This window comes from Burkholderia sp. MSMB617WGS, assembly GCF_001532025.2.
Taxonomy (GTDB): Bacteria; Pseudomonadota; Gammaproteobacteria; order Burkholderiales; family Burkholderiaceae; genus Burkholderia; species Burkholderia savannae.
This window is the reverse complement of the sequence record NZ_CP013457.1, coordinates 2,848,681-2,872,349: the sequence shown is the minus strand read 5'-3', so window position 1 is coordinate 2,872,349 and position 23,669 is coordinate 2,848,681. Positions and strand designations below refer to the sequence as shown.

At 66.6% G+C, this 23,669-nt stretch carries 24 protein-coding genes; 11 read left to right on the top strand and 13 right to left on the bottom strand.

Translation table 11 applies throughout. The features are described from left to right. Positions 1 to 12: 12 nt before the first annotated feature. From WT60_RS14155 to WT60_RS34495, 10 genes are all read right to left on the bottom strand, one after another. Positions 13 to 600 carry a TIGR00730 family Rossman fold protein gene (locus WT60_RS14155; protein WP_059574632.1) on the bottom strand — a complete coding sequence of 196 codons (588 nt, stop codon included), beginning with the start codon at positions 598 to 600 and terminating at the stop codon, positions 13 to 15. Beyond that, on the bottom strand, positions 597 to 1,316 hold the full coding sequence (locus tag WT60_RS14150) for a TetR/AcrR family transcriptional regulator (RefSeq protein WP_006025081.1): 720 nt from the start codon (positions 1,314 to 1,316) through the stop codon (positions 597 to 599). Before WT60_RS14150 ends, WT60_RS14155 begins: the two co-directional genes overlap by 4 nt. 237 nt (positions 1,317 to 1,553) lie before the next feature. Next, a complete protein-coding gene (locus tag WT60_RS14145; RefSeq protein ID WP_038747312.1) occupies positions 1,554 to 2,102 on the bottom strand; it encodes a diacylglycerol kinase in 549 nt (182 codons plus the stop codon). Between the two features lie 8 nt (positions 2,103 to 2,110). Then, complete coding sequence (locus WT60_RS14140) at positions 2,111 to 3,145, bottom strand: glycosyltransferase family 1 protein (protein ID WP_038747309.1); 1,035 nt, start codon at positions 3,143 to 3,145, stop codon at positions 2,111 to 2,113. Positions 3,146 to 3,166: 21 nt separating this feature from the next. Continuing rightward, a complete protein-coding gene (locus WT60_RS14135; RefSeq protein WP_038747307.1) occupies positions 3,167 to 4,105 on the bottom strand; it encodes a UDP-2,3-diacylglucosamine diphosphatase in 939 nt (312 codons plus the stop codon). Between the two features lie 90 nt (positions 4,106 to 4,195). Next, positions 4,196 to 4,705, bottom strand: a complete 510-nt coding sequence (locus WT60_RS14130; RefSeq protein ID WP_161788657.1) for an RDD family protein — start codon at positions 4,703 to 4,705, stop codon at positions 4,196 to 4,198. Between the two features lie 6 nt (positions 4,706 to 4,711). Beyond that, positions 4,712 to 5,464 carry a DUF3106 domain-containing protein gene (locus WT60_RS14125; protein ID WP_038747305.1) on the bottom strand — a complete coding sequence of 251 codons (753 nt, stop codon included), beginning with the start codon at positions 5,462 to 5,464 and terminating at the stop codon, positions 4,712 to 4,714. A gap of 30 nt (positions 5,465 to 5,494) precedes the next feature. Then, a complete protein-coding gene (locus WT60_RS14120) occupies positions 5,495 to 5,920 on the bottom strand; it encodes a DUF3619 family protein (protein WP_038747303.1) in 426 nt (141 codons plus the stop codon). Next, positions 5,917 to 6,477 carry an RNA polymerase sigma factor gene (locus tag WT60_RS14115; protein WP_038747300.1) on the bottom strand — a complete coding sequence of 187 codons (561 nt, stop codon included), beginning with the start codon at positions 6,475 to 6,477 and terminating at the stop codon, positions 5,917 to 5,919. Before WT60_RS14115 ends, WT60_RS14120 begins: the two co-directional genes overlap by 4 nt. 109 nt (positions 6,478 to 6,586) lie before the next feature. Then, positions 6,587 to 6,892 (bottom strand): hypothetical protein, encoded by a 306-nt coding sequence (locus WT60_RS34495; RefSeq protein WP_186448594.1) that lies wholly within the window; start codon positions 6,890 to 6,892, stop codon positions 6,587 to 6,589. On the opposite strand from WT60_RS34495, the gene WT60_RS14105 reads away from it, so the two are divergent. The 6 genes from WT60_RS14105 (at position 6,864) to WT60_RS14080 (ending at position 13,910) form a co-directional block, all read left to right on the top strand. Continuing rightward, complete coding sequence (locus WT60_RS14105; RefSeq protein ID WP_059574629.1) at positions 6,864 to 8,627, top strand: acetolactate synthase 3 catalytic subunit; 1,764 nt, start codon at positions 6,864 to 6,866, stop codon at positions 8,625 to 8,627. The two genes, WT60_RS34495 and WT60_RS14105, sit on opposite strands and share 29 nt — an antisense overlap. Positions 8,628 to 8,739: 112 nt before the next feature. Then, positions 8,740 to 9,231, top strand: a complete 492-nt coding sequence (gene ilvN / locus WT60_RS14100) for an acetolactate synthase small subunit (RefSeq protein WP_004186134.1) — start codon at positions 8,740 to 8,742, stop codon at positions 9,229 to 9,231. 82 nt (positions 9,232 to 9,313) lie between these two features. Continuing rightward, positions 9,314 to 10,330, top strand: a complete 1,017-nt coding sequence (gene ilvC, locus WT60_RS14095; RefSeq protein ID WP_038747295.1) for a ketol-acid reductoisomerase — start codon at positions 9,314 to 9,316, stop codon at positions 10,328 to 10,330. Between the two features lie 121 nt (positions 10,331 to 10,451). Further along, the gene (locus WT60_RS14090; protein ID WP_038747292.1) at positions 10,452 to 11,102 is read left to right on the top strand and encodes a phosphatidylserine decarboxylase; all 651 of its coding nucleotides are present in this window, start codon (positions 10,452 to 10,454) and stop codon (positions 11,100 to 11,102) included. 16 nt (positions 11,103 to 11,118) lie between these two features. After that, on the top strand, positions 11,119 to 11,991 hold the full coding sequence (gene pssA, locus WT60_RS14085) for a CDP-diacylglycerol--serine O-phosphatidyltransferase (RefSeq protein WP_038747289.1): 873 nt from the start codon (positions 11,119 to 11,121) through the stop codon (positions 11,989 to 11,991). A gap of 371 nt (positions 11,992 to 12,362) precedes the next feature. After that, complete coding sequence (locus WT60_RS14080) at positions 12,363 to 13,910, top strand: 2-isopropylmalate synthase (RefSeq protein ID WP_038747284.1); 1,548 nt, start codon at positions 12,363 to 12,365, stop codon at positions 13,908 to 13,910. 128 nt (positions 13,911 to 14,038) lie between these two features. On the opposite strand, the gene WT60_RS14075 is transcribed toward WT60_RS14080, so the two are convergent. The 3 genes from WT60_RS14075 to WT60_RS14065 all read right to left on the bottom strand — a co-directional run bounded on the left by WT60_RS14075 (position 14,039) and on the right by WT60_RS14065 (position 17,214). Beyond that, on the bottom strand, positions 14,039 to 15,574 hold the full coding sequence (locus tag WT60_RS14075) for a SulP family inorganic anion transporter (protein WP_038747282.1): 1,536 nt from the start codon (positions 15,572 to 15,574) through the stop codon (positions 14,039 to 14,041). Between the two features lie 54 nt (positions 15,575 to 15,628). Next, a complete protein-coding gene (locus tag WT60_RS14070) occupies positions 15,629 to 16,264 on the bottom strand; it encodes a carbonic anhydrase (protein WP_038747279.1) in 636 nt (211 codons plus the stop codon). A 437-nt stretch (positions 16,265 to 16,701) separates the two neighbouring features. Further along, on the bottom strand, positions 16,702 to 17,214 hold the full coding sequence (locus WT60_RS14065) for a hypothetical protein (RefSeq protein ID WP_038747277.1): 513 nt from the start codon (positions 17,212 to 17,214) through the stop codon (positions 16,702 to 16,704). A 303-nt stretch (positions 17,215 to 17,517) separates the two neighbouring features. On the opposite strand from WT60_RS14065, the gene WT60_RS14055 reads away from it, so the two are divergent. The 5 genes from WT60_RS14055 (at position 17,518) to tpiA (ending at position 23,604) form a co-directional block, all read left to right on the top strand. Next, entirely contained in the window at positions 17,518 to 18,792 is a 1,275-nt protein-coding gene (locus WT60_RS14055; protein WP_060355255.1) for a branched-chain amino acid ABC transporter substrate-binding protein, read from the top strand. 106 nt (positions 18,793 to 18,898) lie between these two features. Continuing rightward, entirely contained in the window at positions 18,899 to 19,168 is a 270-nt protein-coding gene (gene rpsO / locus WT60_RS14050; protein WP_038747271.1) for a 30S ribosomal protein S15, read from the top strand. Between the two features lie 299 nt (positions 19,169 to 19,467). Then, the gene (pnp, locus tag WT60_RS14040; RefSeq protein WP_038747269.1) at positions 19,468 to 21,609 is read left to right on the top strand and encodes a polyribonucleotide nucleotidyltransferase; all 2,142 of its coding nucleotides are present in this window, start codon (positions 19,468 to 19,470) and stop codon (positions 21,607 to 21,609) included. Positions 21,610 to 21,724: 115 nt separating this feature from the next. Continuing rightward, a complete protein-coding gene (locus WT60_RS14035) occupies positions 21,725 to 22,744 on the top strand; it encodes an NAD(P)H-quinone oxidoreductase (RefSeq protein WP_038747266.1) in 1,020 nt (339 codons plus the stop codon). Positions 22,745 to 22,803: 59 nt separating this feature from the next. Next, positions 22,804 to 23,604 (top strand): triose-phosphate isomerase, encoded by an 801-nt coding sequence (gene tpiA / locus WT60_RS14030; protein ID WP_186448538.1) that lies wholly within the window; start codon positions 22,804 to 22,806, stop codon positions 23,602 to 23,604. The last annotated feature ends 65 nt before the right edge of the window (positions 23,605 to 23,669 follow it).

Genomic DNA, 23,669 nt, shown 5'->3' with positions numbered 1-23,669 from the left:
CGTCGCGCCGGCTCAGGCTTCCTGCTTCGACACGAACGCCCATTTGTCGCGCGCGGGCGGTCGATACTGACCGAGCCGATCGATGAGCGCATCGGGCGCGGCGTCGATGCAAAGCGCGTCAAAGTACGTGCGCTGCATGAAGCCTTCGTCGACCGTGTGCTTGAGGAGCGTGATGAGCGGTTCGTAGAAGGCGTCGACGTTGTAAAGCGCGACGGGCTTGCGGTGATAGCCGAGCTGCGCCCACGTATAGACCTCGAAGAACTCTTCGAGCGTGCCCGCGCCGCCCGGCATCGCGACGAACGCGTCGGCGAGCTCGGCCATCATCTTCTTGCGATGATGCATGTCGGGCACGACGTGCAGCTCGGTCAGGCCGGTGTGGCCGACTTCCTTGTCGAAAAGCAGCTCCGTGATGACGCCGATCGCGCGCCCGCCGGCGGTGATCACCTCGTCGGCGATCACGCCCATCAGGCCGACGCGCCCGCCGCCGTAGACGAGCGTGAGGCCGGCTTGCGCGAGCGCGCGGCCGAACGCGCGCGCCGCTTCCGTGTAGACGGGCTTGACGCCGTTGGCCGAGCCGCAATAGACGCAGACGCTCTTCATTGCTTCGCGTCCTTGCGCGGCGAGCCGTCGCGCGGCGGCAGGTAGTCGTGGAATTCGCGCTTCGGCAGCTTGCCCGACACGAGATCGTCGAAGATCTGCCGCGAGCGGCCGCGCAGATACGGCGCGATCACCGAGATCACGTGCATGCTGACCTGGTGCAGCTCCTCGCGGATCGCGTCCTGATCGTTGTACTTGCGCGGATGCATCACGTACTGATACGACAGCCAGTAAGTGGCGATCACGGCCATGTTGGTTGCGATCACCTCGATCTCGGCGGGCGTCGCGACGAGCTCGCCGTCGGCCGCGAGCAGCTCGCACATCTCGCGCGCGAAGCGCACCTTGTGGCTGATGATCTGCTTGAAGTGCGTCTCGAGCGTGCGGTTGCGCGCGAGCAGATCGTTCAGATCGCGATAGAGGAAGCGATAGGTCCACATGAAGTCGGCCATGTACTGCAGGTACGACCACGTTTCGTCGATCGTCGGCCGATGATCTTCGGGAAAACGCAGGCGCCGTTCGATCTGCTGCTCGAACTGCGCGAAGATGCTGTTGATGATGTCGTCCTTGTTGCGGAAATGGTAGTACAGGTTGCCTGGGCTGATTTCCATTTCCTCGGCGATCGTCGTCGTCGTGACGTTCGGCTCGCCGATCTCGTTGAAGAGTTTCAACGACAACTCAAGAATCCGTTCGCGCGTGCGGCGGGGAGGTTTGGCTTCCATGTCGTCCGGCCCTGTGTTTGCCGGACAGGCGGGCGCTGCGAATACTGCTGCGTGAATCGTAGTCCGGCTCGGGTTGCTGTTTTGAAGGCTGTCGGCCGATTATAAACCGCTACCTTGCGCGTCCGGGGTATTTCGTCATCGGGGCATACCCGGCCGTGTTGCATCGCACACGAAGGCGGAGGGTGCACGGTGCGCGCCGCGCCGGATGCCGCCGGCGGCAGCGGAACCGCCGGCCGCCTAGCCGCCGGCGAGCCGGTGCCAGACGAGCGGGCCGAGTATGAGGCCCCAGGTCGTCACGCACGTGCAGAGCGCGACCGTGACGGCCGCGCTGCCGAGATCCTTCGCGCGCTTCGACAGCTCGTGGCGCTCGAGCGAGATCCGGTCGATCGCCGTCTCGACGCTCGAGTTCAGCAGCTCGACGATCAGCACGAGCAGCACGGTGCCGATGAGGAGCGCGCGCGAGCCCGGCTCGACGGGCACGAATGCCGCGATCGGCAGCATGATCGCCGCGAGCGTGAGCTCCTGCCGGAACGCGCTCTCTTCGCGGATCGCGACGCGAAAGCCGTTGTACGAGTTCTTGAGCGCGTACCACGCGCGCATCAGGCCGCGATTGCCCTTGTACGGATTGTGCGGCAGCGCGAGCGGATCGTCCGGGCCGAGCGGCTCGTGCGCATCGGGCGGCTCGTGCGTTTCAGACGGCGCGAGCCGGACGTGGGCGGGACGCGTCGCGCCGGCGCGCGCGGCCGGCTTTCGCGACGGGCTGACGGGGGGCGCTTTCGCGCGCATGGCAGGTTTCAAACGGCTGCGCCTTCGGTGTGTGGGCAGGCGGATTTCGGCAGCGGCTTCAGGTGCGACGCGAACTGCTCGGACGCCGCTTGCCACGAGAAGCGCTCGGCCCACGCGCGCGCATGCGGCCGGTCGATCTTCAGCGCCTCGAGGCACGCTTCGCGCAGGTCCTCGTTCATGGCCCCCGCGCCGCCGTCTCCGAGCACGTCGACGGGCCCCGTCACCGGATACGCCGCGACGGGCGTGCCGCACGCGAGCGCCTCGAGCAGCACGAGCCCGAAGGTGTCGGTGCGGCTCGGGAACACGAACACGTCGGCGGCCGCGTATACCTTGGCGAGCTCCGCCTGCGTCAGCACGCCGAGGTAATTGGCCTCAGGATAGCGCGATTTGAGCTCGGCGAGCGCGGGCCCTTCGCCCGCGACCCACTTCGAGCCGGGCAGGTCGAGCTTCAGGAACGCCTCGACGTTCTTCTCGATCGCCACGCGCCCGACGTAGAGGAAGATCGGCCGCGCGGTGTTGAGCACTTTCGACTCCATCGGCCGGAAGACGTCGAGATCGACGCCGCGCGTCCACAGCACGACGTTGTCGAAGCCGTACTGCTCGAGGTCGTACTTGACCACGGGCGTGGGCGCCATCACCGCGAGCGACGCGCCGTGGAACCAGCGCAGGAAACGGTAGGTCGCCGACAGCGGAACGCCGAAGCGCGCCTGCACGTATTCCGGAAAGCGCGTGTGGTACGCGGTCGTGAACGGCAGCTTGCGCGCGCGCGCGTAGCGGCGCGCGGCGAGGCCGAGCGGGCCTTCCGTCGCGATGTGCAGCGCGTCCGGCTCGAACGCGTTCAGGCGCTCGCGCAGCCGCCGGTACGGCAGGATCGACAGGCGGATTTCAGGATAGGTCGGGCACGGCACCGTGCGGAACTCGAGCGGCGTGATGAGCTCGACGCGGTGGCCGAGCGCGATGAGCTCGCGCGCGGTGCTCTTCAGCGTGCGCACGACGCCGTTGACTTGCGGTTCCCATGCGTCGGTGACGATCATGATTTTCATCGCTGGCGGTCCTCTTCGGGATCAGGCGGTGGCGGTTTTCGTCTTGCGCGATTGAGTGGCGGACGGCGTGCGCAACACGGTCCAGTAGACGATCTTCAGCTCGCCTTCCATCGTCTCGACGAGCGCGGACAGGCTCTCGACCCAGTCGCCGTCGTTGCAGTACAGCACGCCGTCGATGTCGCGGATCTCGGCCTTGTGGATGTGGCCGCAGACGACGCCGTCGCAGCCGCGGCGGCGCGCCTCGTCGGTCATCACTGCTTCGAACGACGAAATGAAGTTCACGGCGTTCTTCACCTGGTGCTTCAGGTATTGCGACAGCGACCAGTACTGAAAGCCGAAGCGGCTCCTGATCCGGTTGAACCAGCGGTTCAGCACGAGGATCAGCGTGTACAGCGTGTCACCGAGATACGCGAGCCACTTCGCGTGCTGGATCACGCCGTCGAACAGGTCGCCGTGGACGACCCACAAACGTTTGCCCGACAGCGTCGTGTGGAACGCCTCGCCGCGCACGTGAATCTCGCCGAACGCGAGATCGCAGAACTGGCGCGCGCCTTCGTCGTGGTTGCCGGGAATGTAGACGACCTGCGTGCCCTTCCTCGCCTTGCGCAGGATCTTCTGCACGACGTCGTTGTGCGCCTGAGGCCAGTACCAGCCCTTCCTCAGCTGCCAGCCGTCGATGATGTCGCCGACGAGGTACAGATATTCCGATTCGTTGTGCTTGAGAAAGTCGAGCAGGTAGCCGGCCTGGCAGCCGCTCGTGCCGAGGTGGATGTCCGACAGCCAGATCGTCCGGTAGCGGTGCGAGGCGGGCTCGTGGTCGTCGTGCCGCGTGGCGCTCGCGGCGGGAGGGCGGGCCGGCGCGAGCGTGTCGCTCGCGGCCGAGCCGGACAGAAAGGCACTGGCGGCGTGCAGGCCGGCAGGATCACGGAAGAAGGAGGTCGCGGACGTTTTTTTGCCCATGCATGACTCGCGCCGATTGATGTTATCGGCATTGCGCCATGCGGGCGTGACTGTGCCGTGACAGTCACGAGACGTTCTTATTACGGGGAATCAGGCGCGGCGGGGCGCATCGACGATGCGGGTGCGGGCGAGGCGATCATGCGGGAACTGGCGGCTCGGATGCAGCCGTGCGGCGAGCGTCCACAGCGCGAACCAGACGGCCGCGGCCGCGAGCGTGCGCGGCACGGAAAAGCCCGCGAGCGGGTGCAGCGCAAGCGGCGGCAGGAACCACAGCCAGCCGAGCGCGTAGCGCACGAGCGCCCGGCCGGCCGACAGCGGCGCGCCGCGCGCGGTCTCGACGCGCAGCCGCCAGGTCTTCATCGGCAGCGTCTGGCCGCCGTGCGTCCAGAACCAGACGAAGTACGCGCCGACGACGACCGCGATCCACACGGCGAGCAGGTTGTGGCGTTCGAGGCCGTTGCGCTGTTGCAGCGTCACGCCGAACGCGAGGCCGGCGAAGAACACGACGCCGAAGAGAAGCAGGCTTTCGTAGGCGAGGGCGGCGAGCCGGCGCCGCACGCTCGGCGGCGACGGCTCGGATGGCATCGCGGGCGTCGTCACGGACGCTTACGAACCGTTGAAGAGCGACGGCGCCTCGGACGGCGACACGGGCGTCGGCGCGGCGGGCGGCGTGACGGCGCCCGTCGTCGTCGACGCCGCAGCGGGCGTCGCGGCGGGCCCGCTGGCCGCCGGCGGCGCGGTGCTCGCGGCGGAGGCGCTTGCCGGATGGCGGTCGTGCGCGTTGACGAGCCGGTTGATGTCGCGATCGGTCTTGCCGGTGGGCGGCGCGCTGACGACGGTCGGCCGGCGCCGGCGCTCGGCCGCCGCGAGCTTCTCCTTCTGCTCGGGCGACAGCTGTTGGTAAGCCGTCCACGCCTTCTCGCGGGCCTGCGCGGACAACAGGTCCTTCGACACCAGGTAGTTCTCGCGCGCGACGCGGCGCTGCTCGGGCGTCATCCGGACCCACTCGGTCATCCGTTCCTGCAGACGCTTTTGCGCTTCAGGCGACATCTTCGGGAAGCGCGCCGCGATCTTCAGCCATTTGCGCTTGCGCTCGTCGCTGAACGAATCCCATTGATTCGCGAACGGCGCGAGCGCGACGTGCTGCTGCGGCGTGAGGCGCGCCCAGGAGAGCGGGCTCGACGGCGGCAGCGGCGGGAAGTCGGCCGACAGCGCGCTCGCGGCCGACGCGATCGCCGGCGCGCTCGCCGCCGCCACCGCGGCCGGTTGTGGGTGAAAGCGCGGGTAGGTGGCGGCGTACGCGACGACGAGCGCGATCACGCAACCGAAAAAGACAGCCAATCCCCGTTTTTGACTCACCCGTGCGTTCCTCTTCTTGATGCGTTGGCGTTAGTGAGTGTGCGAAAGATACGCGTTGAACCCGTGGTCGAGATACGCGTTGAGAGGCAGGTTGTCGCTCAGCATCGCGGCGTCGATGTCCGCGAGCTCCGCGGTGCGCTGCATGTCTTCCCAGTACGCGATGCCGACGAGGCCCGCGAGCAGCAGCGCGAGCGGCCACGCGCGGGCGAGCCGGCGCGCGAGCGACTGGCGGCGCGGCTCGTCGGGCGGGCGCAGCTCGAGCGTGCCGGCGCTGCCGGCGAGCGCCGGCACGAGCACGATCGCGGCATCGGGCTTCTTGCGCGCGAGCGCGGCGCGGCGCGCGGCGGCGAGCCGCTCCGTCGTCGCGGCGGGCAGCGAGGCCGCACGCTCGTCGAGCGCGCGGCGCACCTTGAGGGCGAATTCGAGTTCTTCTTTCGTTACGGGAGCGGAGCTCATAGCGTGATTCCTTTGGCCTTGAGCGCCAACGCCAATGTGTGAGTGGCCCGGGAGCAGTGCGTCTTGACGCTGCCTTCCGAACACCCCATGGCGGCGGCTGTCTCGGCGACATCCATATCCTCCCAATAACGCATCAGGAAGGCTTCCCGTTGACGTGCCGGAAGCTTCTGGATTTCATCGTCGATGAGGGCGAGCACCTGCTCGCGCTCGAGCCGCGTCTCGCCGCTCTCGACGCCGTCGCCGTCCGCCGATTCGAGCGTCTCGAGCGGGTCGAACTCGTCGTCGTCGGTGTTGTTCAGCGACGAGAACAGGCTGACCCAGGTGTTGCGCACCTTTTGTCTGCGGAAATAGTCGTGGATCGCGTTCTGGAGAATCCGCTGAAAAAGCAGCGGCAGCTCGGCGGCCGGGCGCTCGCCGTATTTCTCCGCGAGCCGGATCATCGCGTCCTGCACGATGTCGAGCGACGCGTCGTCGTCGCGCACCGCGTATGCAGCCTGCTTGAACGCGCGCCTTTCGACGCCCGCCAGAAAGTCCGCGAGTTCCTTGTCTGATGCCATTCCGTGAAGGTCTGCGCTGCGTTCTTGCGGCGTGAAAAGATCGGAAAAAATTCGTAAAACCCGCGGATGCTAACAAATTTTCGCGGCGCAGGGCATCCTGTTCGGGCTGTCAGGCTGCCGAAACGCGCGTGCGCGACGGTTCGCCGCCGGCGTCGGCCGGGCGGCTTGCCGCCGTTGCGACGAGACGATTGATGCGCCGCGGGATTTTCCGCTTGACCGCCTGCCGGGGACCCGCTATCGTTGCCAGTTCGCAACATAAGTGATGGTCACATTTGAGGCTGGCCCATGAAGCCCGCCTTTCAACTGGACGCGCCGCTTGAACCCGAGCCACAAGCCCGGCAGAGAGCACCCGATCAATTTTTTGCCGAAAATTCGAAAGGTCCAAGATGAACATGCCCAGCGCGGAATTCTCCACGTCGGAATCCCTTTCCCCTCAGAAAACCGGCTCCATCGGCGCCACCGTGCTCATGAAGGCACTGGCCGACGAGAACGTCGAATTCATCTGGGGCTACCCTGGCGGCTCGGTCCTCTACATCTACGACGAGCTGTACAAGCAAGACAAGATTCAACACGTGCTCGTGCGCCACGAGCAGGCGGCCGTGCACGCCGCGGACGCGTATTCGCGCTCGACGGGCAAGGTCGGCGTGTGCCTCGTCACGTCCGGCCCGGGCGTCACGAACGCGGTGACGGGCATCGCCACCGCCTACATGGATTCGATTCCGCTCGTCGTGATCAGCGGCCAGGTGCCGACCGCGGCGATCGGCCAGGACGCGTTCCAGGAGTGCGACACCGTCGGCATCACGCGTCCTTGCGTGAAGCACAACTTCCTCGTGAAGGACGTGCGCGAGCTCGCGGAAACCGTCAAGAAGGCGTTCTACATCGCGCGCACCGGCCGGCCCGGCCCCGTCCTGATCGACATTCCGAAGGACGTGTCGAAGACGCCGTGCGAGTACGAGCCCGTCAAGAGCGTGTCGCTGCGCTCCTACAACCCGGTCACGAAGGGCCACTCGGGGCAGATCCGCAAGGCGGTGTCGCTCCTTTTGTCCGCGAAGCGTCCGTACATCTACACGGGCGGCGGCATCATCCTCGCCGACGCGTCGCGCGAGCTGAACCAGTTCGCCGATCTGCTCGGCTATCCCGTCACGAACACGCTGATGGGGCTCGGCGGCTACCGCGCGTCGGACAAGAAGTTCCTCGGCATGCTCGGCATGCACGGCACGTACGAAGCCAACATGGCGATGCAGCACTGCGACGTGCTGATCGCGATCGGCGCGCGCTTCGACGACCGCGTGATCGGCGATCCGGCGCACTTCGCGTCGCGTCCGCGCAAGATCATTCACATCGACATCGACCCGTCGTCGATTTCAAAGCGCGTGAAGGTCGACATCCCGATCGTCGGCGACGTGAAGGAAGTGCTGAAGGAGCTGATCGAGCAGTTGCAGACGGCCGAGCACGGCCCCGACACCGAAGCGCTCGCGCAGTGGTGGAAGGACATCGAAGCCTGGCGCGCGAAGGACTGCCTGAAGTACGACCGTGAAAGCGAGATCATCAAGCCGCAGTACGTGGTCGAGAAGGCGTGGGAGCTGACGGACGGCAACGCGTTCGTGTGTTCCGACGTCGGCCAGCACCAGATGTGGGCCGCGCAGTTCTACCGCTTCAACAAGCCGCGCCGCTGGATCAATTCCGGTGGCCTCGGCACGATGGGCTTCGGCCTGCCGGCGGCGATGGGTGTGAAGATGGCGCACCCGGACGACGACGTGCTGTGCATTACGGGCGAAGGCTCGATCCAGATGTGCATCCAGGAGCTGTCGACTTGCTTGCAGTACGACACGCCCGTGAAGATCCTGTCGCTGAACAACCGCTACCTCGGCATGGTCCGCCAGTGGCAGCAGATCGAATACAGCAAGCGCTATTCGCATTCGTACATGGATGCGCTGCCGGATTTCGTGAAGCTCGCCGAGGCGTACGGCCACGTCGGCATGCGTATTGAAAAGACCGCGGACGTCGAGCCGGCGCTGAAGGAAGCGCTGCGCCTGAAGGACCGCACCGTGTTTCTCGACTTCCAGACCGATCCGACCGAAAACGTCTGGCCGATGGTCCAGGCCGGCAAGGGCATCACCGAGATGCTGCTCGGATCGGAAGACCTGTAACGGCGCGACGCGCGCCCGGTGCGCGGGCGGCCGCCTTCACGAAGGGCGGCGCGGCACGCGGCGGTGCGCGGCGCAGGCTAATCGACACGGATATATTCTGGAAGAAGCGAACATGAGACACATCATTTCCGTCCTGCTGGAAAACGAACCGGGCGCGCTGTCGCGCGTGGTCGGTCTGTTCTCCGCACGCGGCTACAACATCGAAACCTTGACGGTGGCGCCGACCGAAGACCAATCGCTGTCGCGCCTGACCATCGTTTCCATCGGCTCCGACGACGTGATCGAACAGATCACGAAACATCTGAACCGCCTGATCGAGGTGGTGAAAGTGGTGGACCTGACCGACGGTGCACACATCGAGCGGGAGCTGATGCTCATCAAGGTGAGGGCAGTGGGCAAGGAGCGCGAAGAAATGAAGCGGATGGCGGACATTTTCCGCGGCCGCATCATCGACGTGACCGAGAAGACCTACACGATCGAATTGACGGGTGCGAGCGACAAGCTCGACGCATTCATTCAGGCGCTGGACGCGGGCTCGATTCTCGAGACCGTGCGCACCGGCAGCTCGGGCATCGGTCGAGGCGAGCGCATTCTGAAGGTGTGACGCCGCCGCGCCGAACGAGCCGGGTGCGCCGTCAGAGCCCGGCTTCACTCACGAATTTCACTGAATCAGCGAAGGAACAATCATGAAAGTTTTCTACGACAAGGACGCCGACCTCTCCCTCATCAAGGGCAAGCAGGTGACGATCATCGGTTACGGCTCGCAAGGCCATGCGCACGCGCTGAACCTGAAGGACAGCGGCGTGAACGTGACGGTCGGCCTGCGCAAGGGCGGCGCGTCGTGGAGCAAGGCCGAGAACGCCGGCCTCACGGTCAAGGAAGTCGCCGAAGCCGTGAAGGGCGCCGACGTCGTGATGATGCTGCTGCCGGACGAGCAGATCGCCGCCGTCTACGCGCAGGAAGTGCATGCGAACGTCAAGCAAGGCGCGGCGCTCGCGTTCGCGCACGGCTTCAATGTCCACTATGGCCAGGTGATCCCGCGCGCGGATCTCGACGTGATCATGGTCGCGCCGAAGGCGCCGGGCCACACGGTGCGCGGCACGTACGCGCAGGGCGGCGGCGTGCCGCACCTGATCGCGGTCGCGCAGGACAAGTCGGGCGCGGCGCGCGACATCGCGCTGTCGTACGCGGCGGCGAACGGCGGCGGCCGCGCCGGCATCATCGAAACCAACTTCCGCGAAGAGACGGAAACCGACCTGTTCGGCGAGCAGGCCGTGCTGTGCGGCGGCACCGTCGAGCTGATCAAGGCGGGTTTCGAGACGCTCGTCGAAGCGGGCTACGCGCCGGAAATGGCGTACTTCGAGTGCCTGCACGAGCTGAAGCTGATCGTCGACCTGATCTACGAAGGCGGCATCGCGAACATGAACTACTCGATCTCGAACAACGCCGAATACGGCGAGTACGTGACGGGCCCGCGCGTCGTCACGGAAGAGACGAAGAAGGCGATGAAGCAGTGCCTGACCGACATCCAGACGGGCGAATACGCGAAGAGCTTCATCCTCGAGAACAAGGCGGGCGCGCCGACGCTGCAGTCGCGCCGCCGCCTGACGGCCGAGCACCAGATCGAGCAGGTCGGCGCGAAGCTGCGCGCGATGATGCCGTGGATCGCGAAGAACAAGCTGGTCGACCAGTCGAAGAACTAAGCTGCGCGACCCATCCGGCGCCCCGAATCGGGGGCCGACGTCAAAAAGCCGCCCGAAGGCACCGGAGCCGAGGGCGGCTTTTGCTATCCTACGGGCTTTGCAATTCATCGAAGAACGAACCATGAACTATCCTCATCCGATCATCGCGCGCGAAGGCTGGCCGTTCATCGCGATCGCGGCCGTCGTCGCGCTGTTGATCCACGCCGTTGGCGGGTTCGGCCTCGCTTGGCCGTTCTGGCTGCTGCTCGTCTTCGTGGTCCAGTTCTTCCGCGATCCGCCGCGGCCGATTCCGACGCAGGCGAACGCGGTGCTGTGCCCGGCCGACGGCCGCATCGTCGCGGTCGAGACGGCGCACGATCCGTATGCGAATCGCGAAGCGCTGAAGATCAGCGTGTTCATGAACGTGTTCAATGTCCATTCGCAGCGCTCGCCCGTCGACGGCGCGGTGCAGAAGGTCGAATATTTCCCGGGCGCGTTTCTGAACGCCGCGCTCGACAAGGCGTCGGCCGAGAACGAGCGCAACGCGGTCGTGATCCAGACGGGGGCGGGCCACACCGTGACGGCCGTGCAGATCGCGGGCCTCGTCGCCCGCCGGATTCTCTGCTACGTGCGCGCGGGCGAGCCCGTGACGCGCGGCCAGCGCTACGGCTTCATCCGCTTCGGCTCGCGCGTCGACGTGTATCTGCCGAAGGGCAGCCGCGCGCGCGTGTCGATCGGCGAGAAGGTGTCCGCATCGTCGACGATCCTCGCCGAACTGCCCGAACAACAGTAATCGGGAAGGCGTATCGATGGCCGCATTCAAACCGCGCCGGCCGCGCAACGGCAACGCTCCGTGGCCGAGGTCGTTTCGTCACAACAAATCGGTCGCGCAGGACGTCGCGCCCGTCGAGAGCCGGCGCGCCGCGCGCCAGCAGTTCCTGAGGACGCGCGGCATCTATCTGCTGCCGAACGCGTTCACGACGGCCGCGCTCTTCTGCGGCTTCTTCGCCGTCGTGCAGGCGATGAACGTGCGCTTCGAAACCGCGGCGATCGCGATCTTCGCCGCGATGGTGCTCGACGGGATGGACGGCCGCGTCGCGCGCATGACGCACACGCAGAGCGCGTTCGGCGAGCAGTTCGACAGCCTGTCCGACATGGTGTCGTTCGGCGTCGCGCCCGCGCTCGTGATGTACGAGTGGGTGCTGAAGGATCTGGGCCGCTGGGGCTGGCTCGCCGCGTTCGTCTACTGCTCGGGCGCCGCGCTGCGCCTCGCGCGCTTCAACACGAACATCGGCGTCGTCGACAAGCGCTTCTTCCAGGGGCTGCCGAGCCCGGCCGCCGCGGCGCTGATCGCGGGCTTCGTGTGGCTCGCGACCGACAACCGCGTGCCGATGAAGCTCGGCTGGCTGCCGTGGGTCGCGTTCGCGCTGACGGTCTACGCGGGCGTGACGATGGTGTCGAACGCGCCGTTCTACAGCGGCAAGGCGCTCGACGTGAGGCACCGGGTGCCGTTCGCGGCGATCCTGCTCGTCGTCGTCGCGTTCGTGCTCGTGTCGTCCGATCCGCCGCTGATGCTGTTCGGCCTGTTCGTGCTGTACGGATTGTCCGGCTACGTGTTCTGGGCCTATATGGCCGTGCGCGGCCGCGCCAATCCGGCGCGCTCGTCGCAGCGGGAGCACTGACGCGCGCTTGCGCGCCGGAATGAGCCCGGTTCGCGCCCGGTTCTTGCCGGAAGCGCACCCGAGACGGCGGCCCGCGGGGCCGCCGTTTTGTTGCGCGAGTCTTGCCCGGGCGGCGCGCGGCGCGGTGTTCCGGCCCTCGGAAAGCCGCCGATTGCGCGCGGCCGGGAATGCCGCTATATTCGACGCCATGACCGCATTTTCCCGCCTCTCCCTTCTTCTAGCCGGTGCGCCGCTACGCGCGCTAGCGCTAGCGCGCCTGCCGCGCTGACCGTTTTCGCCCTCCGTCGAGCTTCGTCTGTTGTCTAGCGTCGCCTGCGGTGGCGGCGCGAGCTTCATCACGTGTGTTTCCCCATTCGACACCTGGAGTCCCCATGACAGACAAGCTGATCATTTTCGACACGACGCTGCGCGACGGCGAGCAATCGCCCGGTGCGTCGATGACGAAGGAAGAGAAAATCCGCATCGCGAAGCAGCTCGAGCGCATGAAGGTCGACGTGATCGAAGCCGGCTTCGCGGCCAGCTCGAACGGCGATTTCGACGCGATCCAAGCGATCGCGTCGCAAGTGAAGGACAGCACGATCTGCTCGCTCGCGCGCGCGAACGACAAGGACATCCAGCGCGCGGCCGACGCGCTCAAGCCTGCGGACAGCTTCCGGATTCACACGTTCATCGCGACGTCGCCGCTGCACATGGAGAAGAAGCTGCGGATGACGCCCGACCAGGTGTACGAGCAGGCGCGTCTCGCGGTGCGCTTCGCGCGCAAGTTCACCGACAACATCGAGTTCTCGCCGGAAGACGGCAGCCGCTCCGACATGGATTTCCTCTGCCGCGTGCTCGAAGCGGTGATCGCCGAGGGCGCGACGACGATCAACATCGCGGATACGGTCGGCTACGGCGTGCCGGAGCTGTACGGCAACCTCGTGAAGACGCTGCGCGAGCGCATCCCGAACTCGGACAAGGCGATCTTCTCGGTGCACTGCCACAACGATCTGGGGATGGCGGTCGCGAACTCGCTCGCCGGCGTGAAGATCGGCGGCGCGCGCCAGGTCGAATGCACGATCAACGGCCTCGGCGAGCGCGCGGGCAACACGTCGCTCGAGGAAATCGTGATGGCCGTGAAGACCCGCAAGGACTATTTCGGTCTCGAGCTCGGCATCGACACGACGCAGATCGTGCCGGCGTCGAAGCTCGTGTCGCAGATCACCGGTTTCGTCGTGCAACCGAACAAGGCGGTCGTCGGCGCGAACGCGTTCGCGCACGCGTCGGGCATCCACCAGGACGGCGTGCTGAAGGCGCGCGACACGTACGAGATCATGCGTGCGGAAGACGTCGGCTGGACCGCGAACAAGATCGTGCTCGGCAAGCTGTCGGGCCGCAACGCGTTCAAGCAGCGCCTGCAGGAGCTCGGCGTGTCGCTCGACAGCGAAACCGAGTTGAACGCCGCGTTCGCCCGCTTCAAGGATCTCGCCGACCGCAAGGCCGAGATCTTCGACGAGGACATCATCGCGATCGTCACCGAGGAGGAATCGGCGCTCGCGCACGAGCACGAGCACTACAAGTTCGTGTCGCTCGCGCAGCGCTCGGAGACGGGCGAGCGGCCGCAGGCGAAGGTCGTGTTCGCGGTCGACGGCGACGAAGTGGCGGGCGAGGCGAGCGGCAACGGTCCCGTCGACGCGACGTTCAACGCGATCGAGACCGAAGTCGGCAGCGGCGCCGAGCTGCTGCTGTATTCGGTCAACGCGATCACGACGGGCACGCAGGCGCAGGGCGAAGTGACGGTGCGCCTGTCGAAGAGCGGGCGGATCGTCAACGGCGTCGGCACCGATCCGGACATCGTCGCGGCGTCGGCGAAGGCGTACATCGCCGCGCTCAACAAGCTGTATTCGAACGTCGACAAGCTGAATCCGCAGCGCGCGTGACGCGCGATACGCGAGCGCGGCGGCATCGCCGCCGTGCCGCGAACGAACGACGCCCCGCGGGCCGATGGCCTCGCGGGGCGTTTTTTTTACTGCGCGACGGGCCGGCGCATGCCGGCCGGCCCAGGCGCTTACTGCGTCGTCGGGCTGCGGAAGAACGAGCGCAAGCCGCCGCCGCGCGCGTGCTGAACCTGGCGCCGGTAATCGACCGTGATCTCGCGCAGCGGCGCTTCCGCAACGAACGCGTCGATCATCTCGCGCACGTCGTGGTCGATGTAGTCGGCGCGGGTCGCGTCGATGATGACGACCGCGCGATCCGGAATCTGCGCGAGATATTGCTTGATCTGCACCTTGCCGAGGAACGACACGTCCTTGCGGAACGACAGCAGATAGTGGTCGTCGTGCTGCGCGAGCGTCGCCGGGCTGCGCAGATTCGCGCACGCGACGGCCAGCACGCAGCACGCGAGGCCGAGCGCGATGCCGGCGAGGAGGTCGATCGCGAGCACGCCCGCGATCGTCACCGCGAAGGGCAGGAATGCACCCGGGCCCTGCTTCGCGACCGACGTGAAGAGCGCTGGCTTCGCGAGCTTGAAGCCCGTGTGGATCAGGATCGCCGCGAGGCTCGCGAGCGGGATCAGGTTCAGCAGCCCGGTGAGCGCGAACACGCTGACGACGAGCATCACGCCGTGCACGATCGCGGACATCCGGCTTTGCGCGCCTGCATTCACGTTGACCGAGCTGCGCACGATCACCGACGTGATCGGCAGGCCGCCGATCGCGCCCGCGACGAGGTTGCCGATGCCTTGCGCCTTCAGCTCGCGATTCGGCTGCGACGGCCGGCGTTTCGGATCGATCTGCTCGACCGCTTCGAGGCTGAGCAGCGTCTCGAGGCTTGCGACGACGGCAATCGTGATCGCGATGCGCCACACGTCCGGGCTCAGCAGGTACGCGAAGTTCGGGCCGAGGTCGACGGTCTTCAGCGCATTGCCGAGCGCGGCGAACGAAGCGAGCTCGGGCAGCGCGACCCGGTGCTCGGCGGGCGGCGCGAAATTCGGCGAGACGAAGCCGAGCAGAACCGTGGCGCCGATGCCGAGGATCACGACGGCGAGCGGCGCGGGCACAAGGCGCACGAACGCGAAGCGGCGCATCGCGCGGGTCTCCCACACGGCGAGGAGCGCGAGCGACGCGAACGCGATCGCGCTCGACGCGAGCACCGCGTGGCCCGGTGAGTCGCCGTCGCCCGACAGGCCGAGCGCGAACGGCATCTGCTTGACGATGAGCAGGATGCCGATGGCGGCGAGCATGCCTTTGATCACGGGCGACGGCACGTATGCGGCGAACCGGCCGGCCTTCAGGAGACCGAAGCCGAACTGGATCACGCCCGACAGCAGCACGGCGAGCAGGAACGCCTGGAAGCTGCCGAGCTGCGCGATGCCGTCGACGACGATCACGACGAGGCCCGCGGCGGGGCCGCTGACGGATAGCGGCGAGCCGCTCAGCACGGCGACGATGAGGCCGCCGACGATGCCGGACACGAGGCCCGCGAACGGCTCGACGCCGGATGCGTTGGCGATTCCGAGACAGAGCGGCAGCGCGACGAGGAACACGACGGTGCCGGCCACGAAGTCGCGCGGAAACGTGGAAAAGTAAGCGCGTAGATTCTTCATAGTGAACGGAGAAAAACGGGTTGAGGCTTGAGTGCGTGCGGCGGTGCGGGCCTATCAGGCGGCCGCCGCTTCTGCGCGTTCGGCTTGCGGCGCCGGTTCGGCGGCCGCGTAGCCGGACGCGAGTTCCTTGAGACGCCCGTCGGCGAGCGAGAAGATCCAGCCGTGCACGAGCGGGGCGGGATCGGCGTCGCGGATGATCGGCGAGCTGCGCAGCAGGCGGACCTGCTCGAGCACGTTGAGCTCGGCGAGCCGGTCGGCGGCCTGGTCGGGCGGCACGCCGTCGAGCTCCGCGCGATGGCGGCCGGCGAGCGCGCACAGCGGCGCGATCCGGCGGTTCACGTGCGGCAGCTCGTGCGACGGCGGCAGCAGCGACGCGCGCACGCCGCCGCAGCCGTAGTGCCCGCAGACGATCACGTGATCGACCTTCAGCACCTTGACCGCGTACTCGAGCACGCTCGCGCAGTTGTCGTCGTCGGGCTGGAAGATGTTCGCGATGTTTCGGTGAACGAATAGTTCGCCTGGCGCGCTCTGCGTGATGGTTTCGGCCGGCACGCGGCTGTCGGCGCAGCCGATCCACAGCACGCGCGGATTCTGGCCGCGCGACAGCGTGTCGAAGAAGTCGGGCGAGCGCTCGGACGTCTCGCTGGCCCAGGCGATATTGGCGACGAGCATGCTTTTCGGGCGATTCATTGAGGATTCCTTCTTATGCGTGCGGTAGCGGCGACGCAAACATGCATCGGCGCGGAACCATTGGCTTTCTAAATTGAAAGGTTGTTGTGTGTGATATTAGGGGGAACTTGTAATCGGAAGTTCAATTTGAAATATTCTGTTGCAATTTATTTTCAGGGATAGGGCGATTGCACCAACCGTGAAAAGCAAACGGCTGGAAAGAGTGCATGTCGCACCGAAATGGGCGTGAGACGCCCGTCCAGCGGGGATGGGGCGGCAGGGGATTTTTGGGATTTTGATTTCATCGACGCGATAACCACGATATTGCCGCGTCATGAAAGATGACAAAAATTTTAAAAAGCTAATCTGAAAATGATAAAAAAGTCATTTAAGAGCCCGCGTGCATTAAATGACTTCCCGAAAGGGGGGGCGCCGGCCGGGCGGCCGGCGGCGGGGGATCAGAACAGCGAGCGGCGGTCGGGATCGTGCAGCGGATCGGGCGTCTTCTGCGTGAGGCGCAGGATGCCGTTGTCGTCGAAGTAGAAGCTGTAGAGCATGTACCAGACGTTGTCTTCGAGGTAGCGATAGGTCCAGACTTCGCGCTTCATCAGCGGAAAGTACGACGTCTCGACCGGACGGCCGAAGTTCACGAGCACGTCGGTCTTGGTCCACTTGCCGATCTCGGCGCGGTAGAACTCGAGCGGTTGCAGCACCTGCCGAACGTTGACGATCCTGCCGTGAGCGTCGATGTCGGCGGCCGTCGTGACCTCGCCCATCGGCTGGGTCGGCCACATCAGGCGTTTGCCGCCGTTCGGCAGATCGTAGACTTCGCGCGGCGGCCCCATCCGAGCGACGATCGCCGACGAATCCTCTCCGGCGCGAAACTGCTGCCACGGCTGCGCGCAGCCGGCGAGAAGCGCCGCCGCGCAAGCGAACAGAACCGGGAGACGAGCGAGCATACGTTTCTCCATGAGGCGGGGATGGCGACGTTTTATCACGGCGGGCCACCGCGTGCGCGTACCGGCCCGGAAAAGTTTGCGCGGCCCGGCATCCGCGGCGGAACGGCGCGGCGAAAGCGATGCCGCGGTTTCGGGCGGCCTCCGGAGCCGAGGGCGGGCGCGGCGGGCCGCGGCCGAGGCGTTGTCCAGCCGACCGTTCGGACGGTCGATGTCCGCCGGCATTCCTCGCGTCGTGCGCTCGTGCGGCTTGCCGGCCCGCCGGGCGCTCGCCTATGATCCAGCGCTCGACGAACCGACTGCGCAGGAAATCACGCAATGTCTTCCTATTGGATGCGTTTTGCCGCCGCCGCCTCGGCGGCGCTTTCATTGGCGATGCCGTTGCCCGCGTCGGCCGGCGCGACGGGCGAGCCGATCCGGATCGCGCTCGTCGAGGGGGTGTCGGGACCGTTCGCGAACGCGGGCGCGGCGGTCGAGCGCAATCTGCGCTTCGGCGTCGAACGCGTCAACGCGCAAGGCGGCGTGCGGCTGCGCGACGGCGTCCATCCGCTCGAGCTCGTCGTGCTGGACAGCAAGGGCGGCGTCGAGGAAGCGCTCGTCCAGCTGCGCGCCGCGACCGACAAGGGGATCGGTTTCGTCGCGCAGGGCAACGGCTCGGCCGTCGCGGCGGCGCTCGTCGCCGCGCTCGATAAGCACAACGCCCGCGATCCCGGGCATCGCGCGCTGTTCCTCGACTATTCGGCTGACGATCCCGCGCTGACGGGGCGCGATTGCAGCTTCTGGCACTTCCGCTTCGACGCGCATGCCGGTATGCGAATGGATGCGCTTGCCGACGTGCTCGCGCGCGACCGCGCGGTGGGGAAGGTTTATCTGCTGAATCAGGACTACAGTTTCGGGCGCGACGTCAGCGCGCTCGCGCGTGCCGCGTTGAGCGCGCGGCGTCCGGACATCGCGATCGTCGGCGACGAGTTTCATCCGATCGGGCGCGTGAAGGATTTTTCGCCGTACGTCGCGAAGATTCGTGCGAGCGGCGCGGACGCGGTCGTCACGGGCAACTGGGGCAACGATCTGACGCTGCTCGTGCGCGCGGCGCGCGAGCAGGGGCTCGCGACGAAGTTCTACACGTTCTACGGCAACAGCCTCGATGCGCCGGCCGCGCTCGGCGACGCGGGCGTGAAGCGCGTGCTCGCCGTGGCCGATTGGCACCCGAATGCGGGCGGCGCGCAGTCCGACGCGTTCTACCGGGCGTTCCGCGCGCGTTTCCCGGCGCCGCGGGACGACTATCCGGTGCGGCGGATGAGCGAGATGATCGAGATGCTGGCCGCGGCGATGACGCGCGCGGGCTCGGCCGATCCGGTCGCCGTCGCGAAGGCGCTCGAGGGAATGCGGTACGACGACGGATTCCATCCGGCGCAGATGCGCGCGGCCGATCATCAATTGATTCAACCCCTTTATGTGATCGAAATGGACCGCGTCGGCGCGCCGGGCGCGCGTTTCGACAACGCGGGCTCGGGCTACGGCTTCCGGACGGTGCTCGAGCTGCCGCCCACGCGGGGCGCGGCGTCCGCCGCATGCCGTATGAAACGCCCGTGAAAGGCGGGCTTCGCCGGCCGAGCGACCTGTGCTACAATTTGCGCCGGTTGTAAATCACGGCACGGCCTTTCTTCCGTGTCCGCCTGTTCAGTCGAAAGGAAATCAAATGTCTGTTGCTGATATCAAGAAGTCGGAAGTCGTTGCTCAGTTCGCGCGCGGCACCAACGATACGGGCTCGCCCGAAGTGCAGGTCGCGCTGTTGACGGCGCGCATCACGGAACTGACGGGTCACTTCAAGACCCACGCGAAGGATCACCACAGCCGCCGCGGCCTGCTGCGCATGGTGAGCCGCCGTCGCAAGCTGCTCGACTACCTCAAGGGCAAGGATGCCGACCGTTACCGCGCGCTGATCGAGAAGCTGGGTCTGCGTAAGTAATCGGGGCGTTGCTCGCCTCAGCAAGATGCCTGTGTCAGTCTGCTGATACAGGCATTTTGTTTTTTCGCGGCATGCACGATGCTTGCCGCCGGGCTGTCGAAGCCCACAACCGGCCAGGCGCACAAGGGTTGAGCTTTGTGTCATTCCAGCGCGCTGTTCGCGTCCCGCTCGACGCCGGGCGGCGAGCACGGCGCTGGAATGGCATAAAAAACACACCTCTTCCCATGTGGCCCGGTCGCGCTGCCGCCGTGCCGGCTTTGTCCGCGCACGGCGTCCGATAACGAACGAAAGGAGCGACCATGTCTCTGTTCAACAAAGTCGTGAAGGAATTCCAATGGGGCCAGCACAAGGTGCGCCTCGAAACCGGCGAGATCGCGCGCCAGGCTAGCGGCGCCGTGCTCGTCGATATCGAGGACACCGTCGTCCTCGCGACCGTCGTCGGCGCGAAGTCGGCGAAGCCGGGCCAGGATTTCTTCCCGCTCACCGTCGACTACATCGAGAAGACCTACTCGGCAGGCAAGATCCCGGGCGGCTTCTTCCGCCGCGAAGGCCGTCCTTCGGAGCACGAAACGCTGACCTCGCGCCTCATCGACCGTCCGCTGCGCCCGCTCTTCCCGGAAGGCTTCTATAACGAAGTGCAGGTCGTGATTCACGTGCTGTCGGTGAACCCGGAAATCCCGGCCGACATCCCGGCGCTGATCGGCGCATCGGCCGCGCTCGCCGTGTCCGGCCTGCCGTTCAACGGCCCGGTCGGCGCCGCGCGCGTCGCATACGTGAACAACGAATACGTGCTGAACCCGACGCGCGAGCAGATCAAGGCGTCGCGCCTCGACCTCGTCGTGGCGGGCACGGAGCGTGCGGTGCTGATGGTCGAATCGGAAGCGGAGCAACTGCCTGAAGACGTGATGCTCGGCGCGGTCGTGTTCGGCCATGAGCAGATGCAAACCGCGATCGACGCGATCCACGAGCTCGTGCGCGAAGGCGGCAAGGCCGAGTGGGACTGGCAGCCGGTGCCGAAGGACGAGGCGCTCAACGCACGCGTGACCGAGCTCGCCCAGCCGGAACTGCTCGCCGCTTACCAGATCCGCGACAAGCAGGCGCGTTCGACGAAGCTGAAGGAAGTGTACGCAGCGACGTCGGCGAAGCTGGAAGAAGAAGCGACGGCGGCCGGCACGGTCGCGGCCGACAAGGCAACGGTCGGCAACATCCTGTTCGACCTCGAGGCGAAGATCGTTCGCGGCCAGATCCTGAGCGGCGAGCCGCGCATCGACGGCCGCGACACGCGCACCGTGCGCCCGATCGAGATCCGCACGGGCGTGCTGCCGCGCACGCACGGCTCGGCGCTGTTCACGCGCGGCGAGACGCAGGCGCTCGTCGTCGCTACGCTCGGCACGAAGGGTGACGAGCAGATCATCGACGCGCTCGAAGGCGAGTATCGCGAGCGCTTCATGCTCCACTACAACATGCCCCCGTTCGCGACCGGCGAAACGGGCCGCGTCGGCTCGCCGAAGCGCCGCGAAATCGGCCACGGCCGCCTCGCGAAGCGCGCGCTCGTCGCGTGTCTGCCGAGCGCCGACGAATTCGGCTACTCGATCCGCGTCGTGTCGGAAATCACCGAATCGAACGGTTCGTCGTCGATGGCGTCGGTGTGCGGCGGCTGCCTCGCGCTGATGGACGCCGGCGTGCCGATGAAGGCGCACGTCGCGGGCATCGCGATGGGCCTGATCCTCGAAGGCAACAAGTTCGCGGTGCTCACCGACATCCTCGGCGACGAAGATCACCTCGGCGACATGGACTTCAAGGTGGCCGGCACGGCCGACGGCGTGACCGCGCTGCAGATGGACATCAAGATCCAGGGCATCACGAAGGAAATCATGCAGGTCGCGCTCGCGCAGGCGAAGGAAGGCCGCATGCACATCCTCGGCAAGATGAAGGAAGCGGTCGCCGGAGCGAACACGCAGCTGTCGGAATTCGCGCCGCGCATGATCACGATCAAGATCAACCCGGAAAAGATCCGCGACGTGATCGGCAAGGGCGGCTCGGTGATCCGCGCGCTGACCGAAGAGACCGGCACGACGATCGACATCTCGGATGACGGCGTCGTGACGATCGCGAGCACGAACAGCGAAGGCATGGCCGAAGCGAAGAAGCGCATCGAGAACATCACGGCCGAGATCGAAGTCGGTCAGGTGTACGAAGGCACCGTGCTGAAGCTGCTCGATTTCGGCGCGATCGTGAACCTGCTGCCGGGCAAGGACGGTCTGCTGCACATCTCGGAGATCGTCAACGAGCGCGTGAAGGACATCAACGACTACCTGAAGGAAGGCCAGCAGGTGAAGGTCAAGGTGATCCAGACGGACGAAAAGGGTCGCGTGCGTCTGTCGGCCAAGGCGCTGCTGAACGAGGCGGCGGCTCAGACGGACACGCCGCCGCAGCAGTAAGCGGCGACGCAACGGCCGGCAGCGCGAAGGCGCGCCGGCCGTTTTTCATAGGATGGACCGGTTTGCGGAGCGCGCATCGCGTGCGCAAACCCGTCACGATCTTGGAGCGACGTGCATGAAAGCGATCGAAATCACCGAATTCGGCGCGCCCGACGTGCTGAAGCTGACGGAGCGGCCGCAGCCGGAGCCGAGGCGCGGCGAGGTGCTGATCAAGGTGGCGGCGTCCGGCGTCAACCGTCCGGACGTGTTCCAGAGAAAGGGCGCTTATGCGCCGCCTCCCGGCGCATCGGATCTGCCGGGCCTCGAGGTCGCCGGCGAGATCGTCGGCGGCGATCTTTCCGACCCCGCGGCGAACCCGTTCGGCCTGAAGCTCGGCGACCGCGTTTGCGCGCTGCTCGCGGGCGGCGGCTACGCGCAATACGTGGCCGCGCCGCTCGCGCAGTGCCTGCCGGTGCCGAGCGGATTGACCGACGTCGAGGCCGCCTCGTTGCCGGAAACGTTCTTCACCGTGTGGAGCAACGTGTTCGATCGCGCGCAACTGGGTGCGGGCGAAGGCGGCGCGCAGGAGACGCTTCTCGTGCAGGGCGGCTCGAGCGGCATCGGCGTGACGGCGATCCAGATCGCGCATGCGCGCGGTTTTCGCGTGTTCGCGACGGCGGGCACCGACGACAAGTGCCGCGCATGCGAGAAGCTCGGCGCGGAGCGCGCGATCAACTACAAGACCGAGGATTTCGTCGAGGTCGTGAAGTCGCTCACGCACGATCGGGGCGTCGACGTGATCCTCGACATGGTCGCGGGCGCGTACGTGCCGCGCGAGCTGACGGCGCTTGCCGACGGCGGCCGGCTCGTCGTGATCGCGCTCCTCGGCGGGGCGAAGTCGGAGATCAACCTCGCCGAGATCCTGCGGCGGCGCTTGACGATCACGGGCTCGACGCTGCGGCCGAGGCCCGTCGAATTCAAGGCGCGCATCGCCGCGCAGCTGAAGGCGCATGTGTGGCCGCTCATCGAGGACGGGCGCGTGAAGCCCGTCGTCTATCGAGTGCTGCCGGCCGCGCAGGCCGCGGACGCGCATGCGCTGATGGAGAGCAGCGAGCACGTCGGCAAGATCGTGCTCGATTGGGGTGCGAACGCTTGACATCGGTCGTTTGACCGGTTCTCGAGCGCCGCAGTAAAATCGCGGGTTCGCTTCGCCAGATGAACACGACGCCCGGCTTCGGTGCGTCCACGACGAGACAAACGATGTCGAAACAAAGAATCAAGCGGGTGATCGGCAACTGGAAGATGCACGGTCGCCTGAGCGGCAACCAGGCGTTGCTGAACGAAGTCGCGCAGGGCGCGCAAGCGGTGGGCGATAACGTCGGCATCGGCGTGTGCGTGCCGTTCCCGTACCTCGCGCAAGCGCGGGCGCAGCTTCAGGGCGGCCGCGTCGCGTGGGGCGCGCAGGACGTGTCCGCGCACGAGCAGGGCGCCTACACCGGCGAAGTCGCGGCAGGCATGGTGGCGGAGTTCGGTGCGGCTTACGCGATCGTCGGGCACTCGGAGCGCCGTGCGTATCACGGTGAATCGAACGAGACCGTCGCGGCGAAGACGCAGCGCGCGCTCGCTGCGGGTCTGACGCCCATCGTGTGCGTCGGCGAGACGCTCGCCGAGCGCGAGGCGGGCGCGACCGAGCCGGTCGTCGGCGCGCAACTCGACGCGGTGCTCGCGGCGCTGTCCTCGGACGAGGCGGCGCGCATCGTCGTCGCGTACGAGCCCGTCTGGGCGATCGGCACGGGCAAGAGCGCGACGGCCGAGCAGGCGCAGCAGGTGCACGCGTTCCTGCGCGCACGGCTCGCGGCGAAGGGGGCGGAGCACGTGTCGCTGCTGTACGGCGGTAGCGTGAAGGCCGACAACGCGGTCGAACTGTTCGGCCAGCCCGATATCGACGGCGGCCTGATCGGCGGCGCGTCGTTGAAGAGCGGCGATTTTCTGGCGATCTGCCAGGCAGCGCAGTAAGCGTTCGCACGACGCGGGCGCGCGAAGAATAGCGGGGCGGCCGGCGGGTGCGCCGATTGCTTGAA

What these genes read in the sequence shown, in the direction of transcription:
- WT60_RS14155 (WP_059574632.1), bottom strand. Translation starts at nt 600, where the DNA reads ATGAAGAGCGTCTGCGTCTATTGCGGCTCGGCCAACGGCGTCAAGCCC.
- WT60_RS14150 (WP_006025081.1), bottom strand. Translation starts at nt 1,316, where the DNA reads ATGGAAGCCAAACCTCCCCGCCGCACGCGCGAACGGATTCTTGAGTTG.
- WT60_RS14145 (WP_038747312.1), bottom strand. Translation starts at nt 2,102, where the DNA reads ATGCGCGCGAAAGCGCCCCCCGTCAGCCCGTCGCGAAAGCCGGCCGCG.
- WT60_RS14140 (WP_038747309.1), bottom strand. Translation starts at nt 3,145, where the DNA reads ATGAAAATCATGATCGTCACCGACGCATGGGAACCGCAAGTCAACGGC.
- WT60_RS14135 (WP_038747307.1), bottom strand. Translation starts at nt 4,105, where the DNA reads ATGGGCAAAAAAACGTCCGCGACCTCCTTCTTCCGTGATCCTGCCGGC.
- WT60_RS14120 (WP_038747303.1), bottom strand. Translation starts at nt 5,920, where the DNA reads ATGAGCTCCGCTCCCGTAACGAAAGAAGAACTCGAATTCGCCCTCAAG.
- WT60_RS14115 (WP_038747300.1), bottom strand. Translation starts at nt 6,477, where the DNA reads ATGGCATCAGACAAGGAACTCGCGGACTTTCTGGCGGGCGTCGAAAGG.
- WT60_RS14105 (WP_059574629.1), top strand. Translation starts at nt 6,864, where the DNA reads ATGAACATGCCCAGCGCGGAATTCTCCACGTCGGAATCCCTTTCCCCT.
- ilvN (WP_004186134.1), top strand. Translation starts at nt 8,740, where the DNA reads ATGAGACACATCATTTCCGTCCTGCTGGAAAACGAACCGGGCGCGCTG.
- ilvC (WP_038747295.1), top strand. Translation starts at nt 9,314, where the DNA reads ATGAAAGTTTTCTACGACAAGGACGCCGACCTCTCCCTCATCAAGGGC.
- WT60_RS14090 (WP_038747292.1), top strand. Translation starts at nt 10,452, where the DNA reads ATGAACTATCCTCATCCGATCATCGCGCGCGAAGGCTGGCCGTTCATC.
- pssA (WP_038747289.1), top strand. Translation starts at nt 11,119, where the DNA reads ATGGCCGCATTCAAACCGCGCCGGCCGCGCAACGGCAACGCTCCGTGG.
- WT60_RS14080 (WP_038747284.1), top strand. Translation starts at nt 12,363, where the DNA reads ATGACAGACAAGCTGATCATTTTCGACACGACGCTGCGCGACGGCGAG.
- WT60_RS14075 (WP_038747282.1), bottom strand. Translation starts at nt 15,574, where the DNA reads ATGAAGAATCTACGCGCTTACTTTTCCACGTTTCCGCGCGACTTCGTG.
- WT60_RS14070 (WP_038747279.1), bottom strand. Translation starts at nt 16,264, where the DNA reads ATGAATCGCCCGAAAAGCATGCTCGTCGCCAATATCGCCTGGGCCAGC.
- WT60_RS14065 (WP_038747277.1), bottom strand. Translation starts at nt 17,214, where the DNA reads ATGGAGAAACGTATGCTCGCTCGTCTCCCGGTTCTGTTCGCTTGCGCG.
- WT60_RS14055 (WP_060355255.1), top strand. Translation starts at nt 17,518, where the DNA reads ATGTCTTCCTATTGGATGCGTTTTGCCGCCGCCGCCTCGGCGGCGCTT.
- rpsO (WP_038747271.1), top strand. Translation starts at nt 18,899, where the DNA reads ATGTCTGTTGCTGATATCAAGAAGTCGGAAGTCGTTGCTCAGTTCGCG.
- pnp (WP_038747269.1), top strand. Translation starts at nt 19,468, where the DNA reads ATGTCTCTGTTCAACAAAGTCGTGAAGGAATTCCAATGGGGCCAGCAC.
- WT60_RS14035 (WP_038747266.1), top strand. Translation starts at nt 21,725, where the DNA reads ATGAAAGCGATCGAAATCACCGAATTCGGCGCGCCCGACGTGCTGAAG.
- tpiA (WP_186448538.1), top strand. Translation starts at nt 22,804, where the DNA reads ATGAACACGACGCCCGGCTTCGGTGCGTCCACGACGAGACAAACGATG.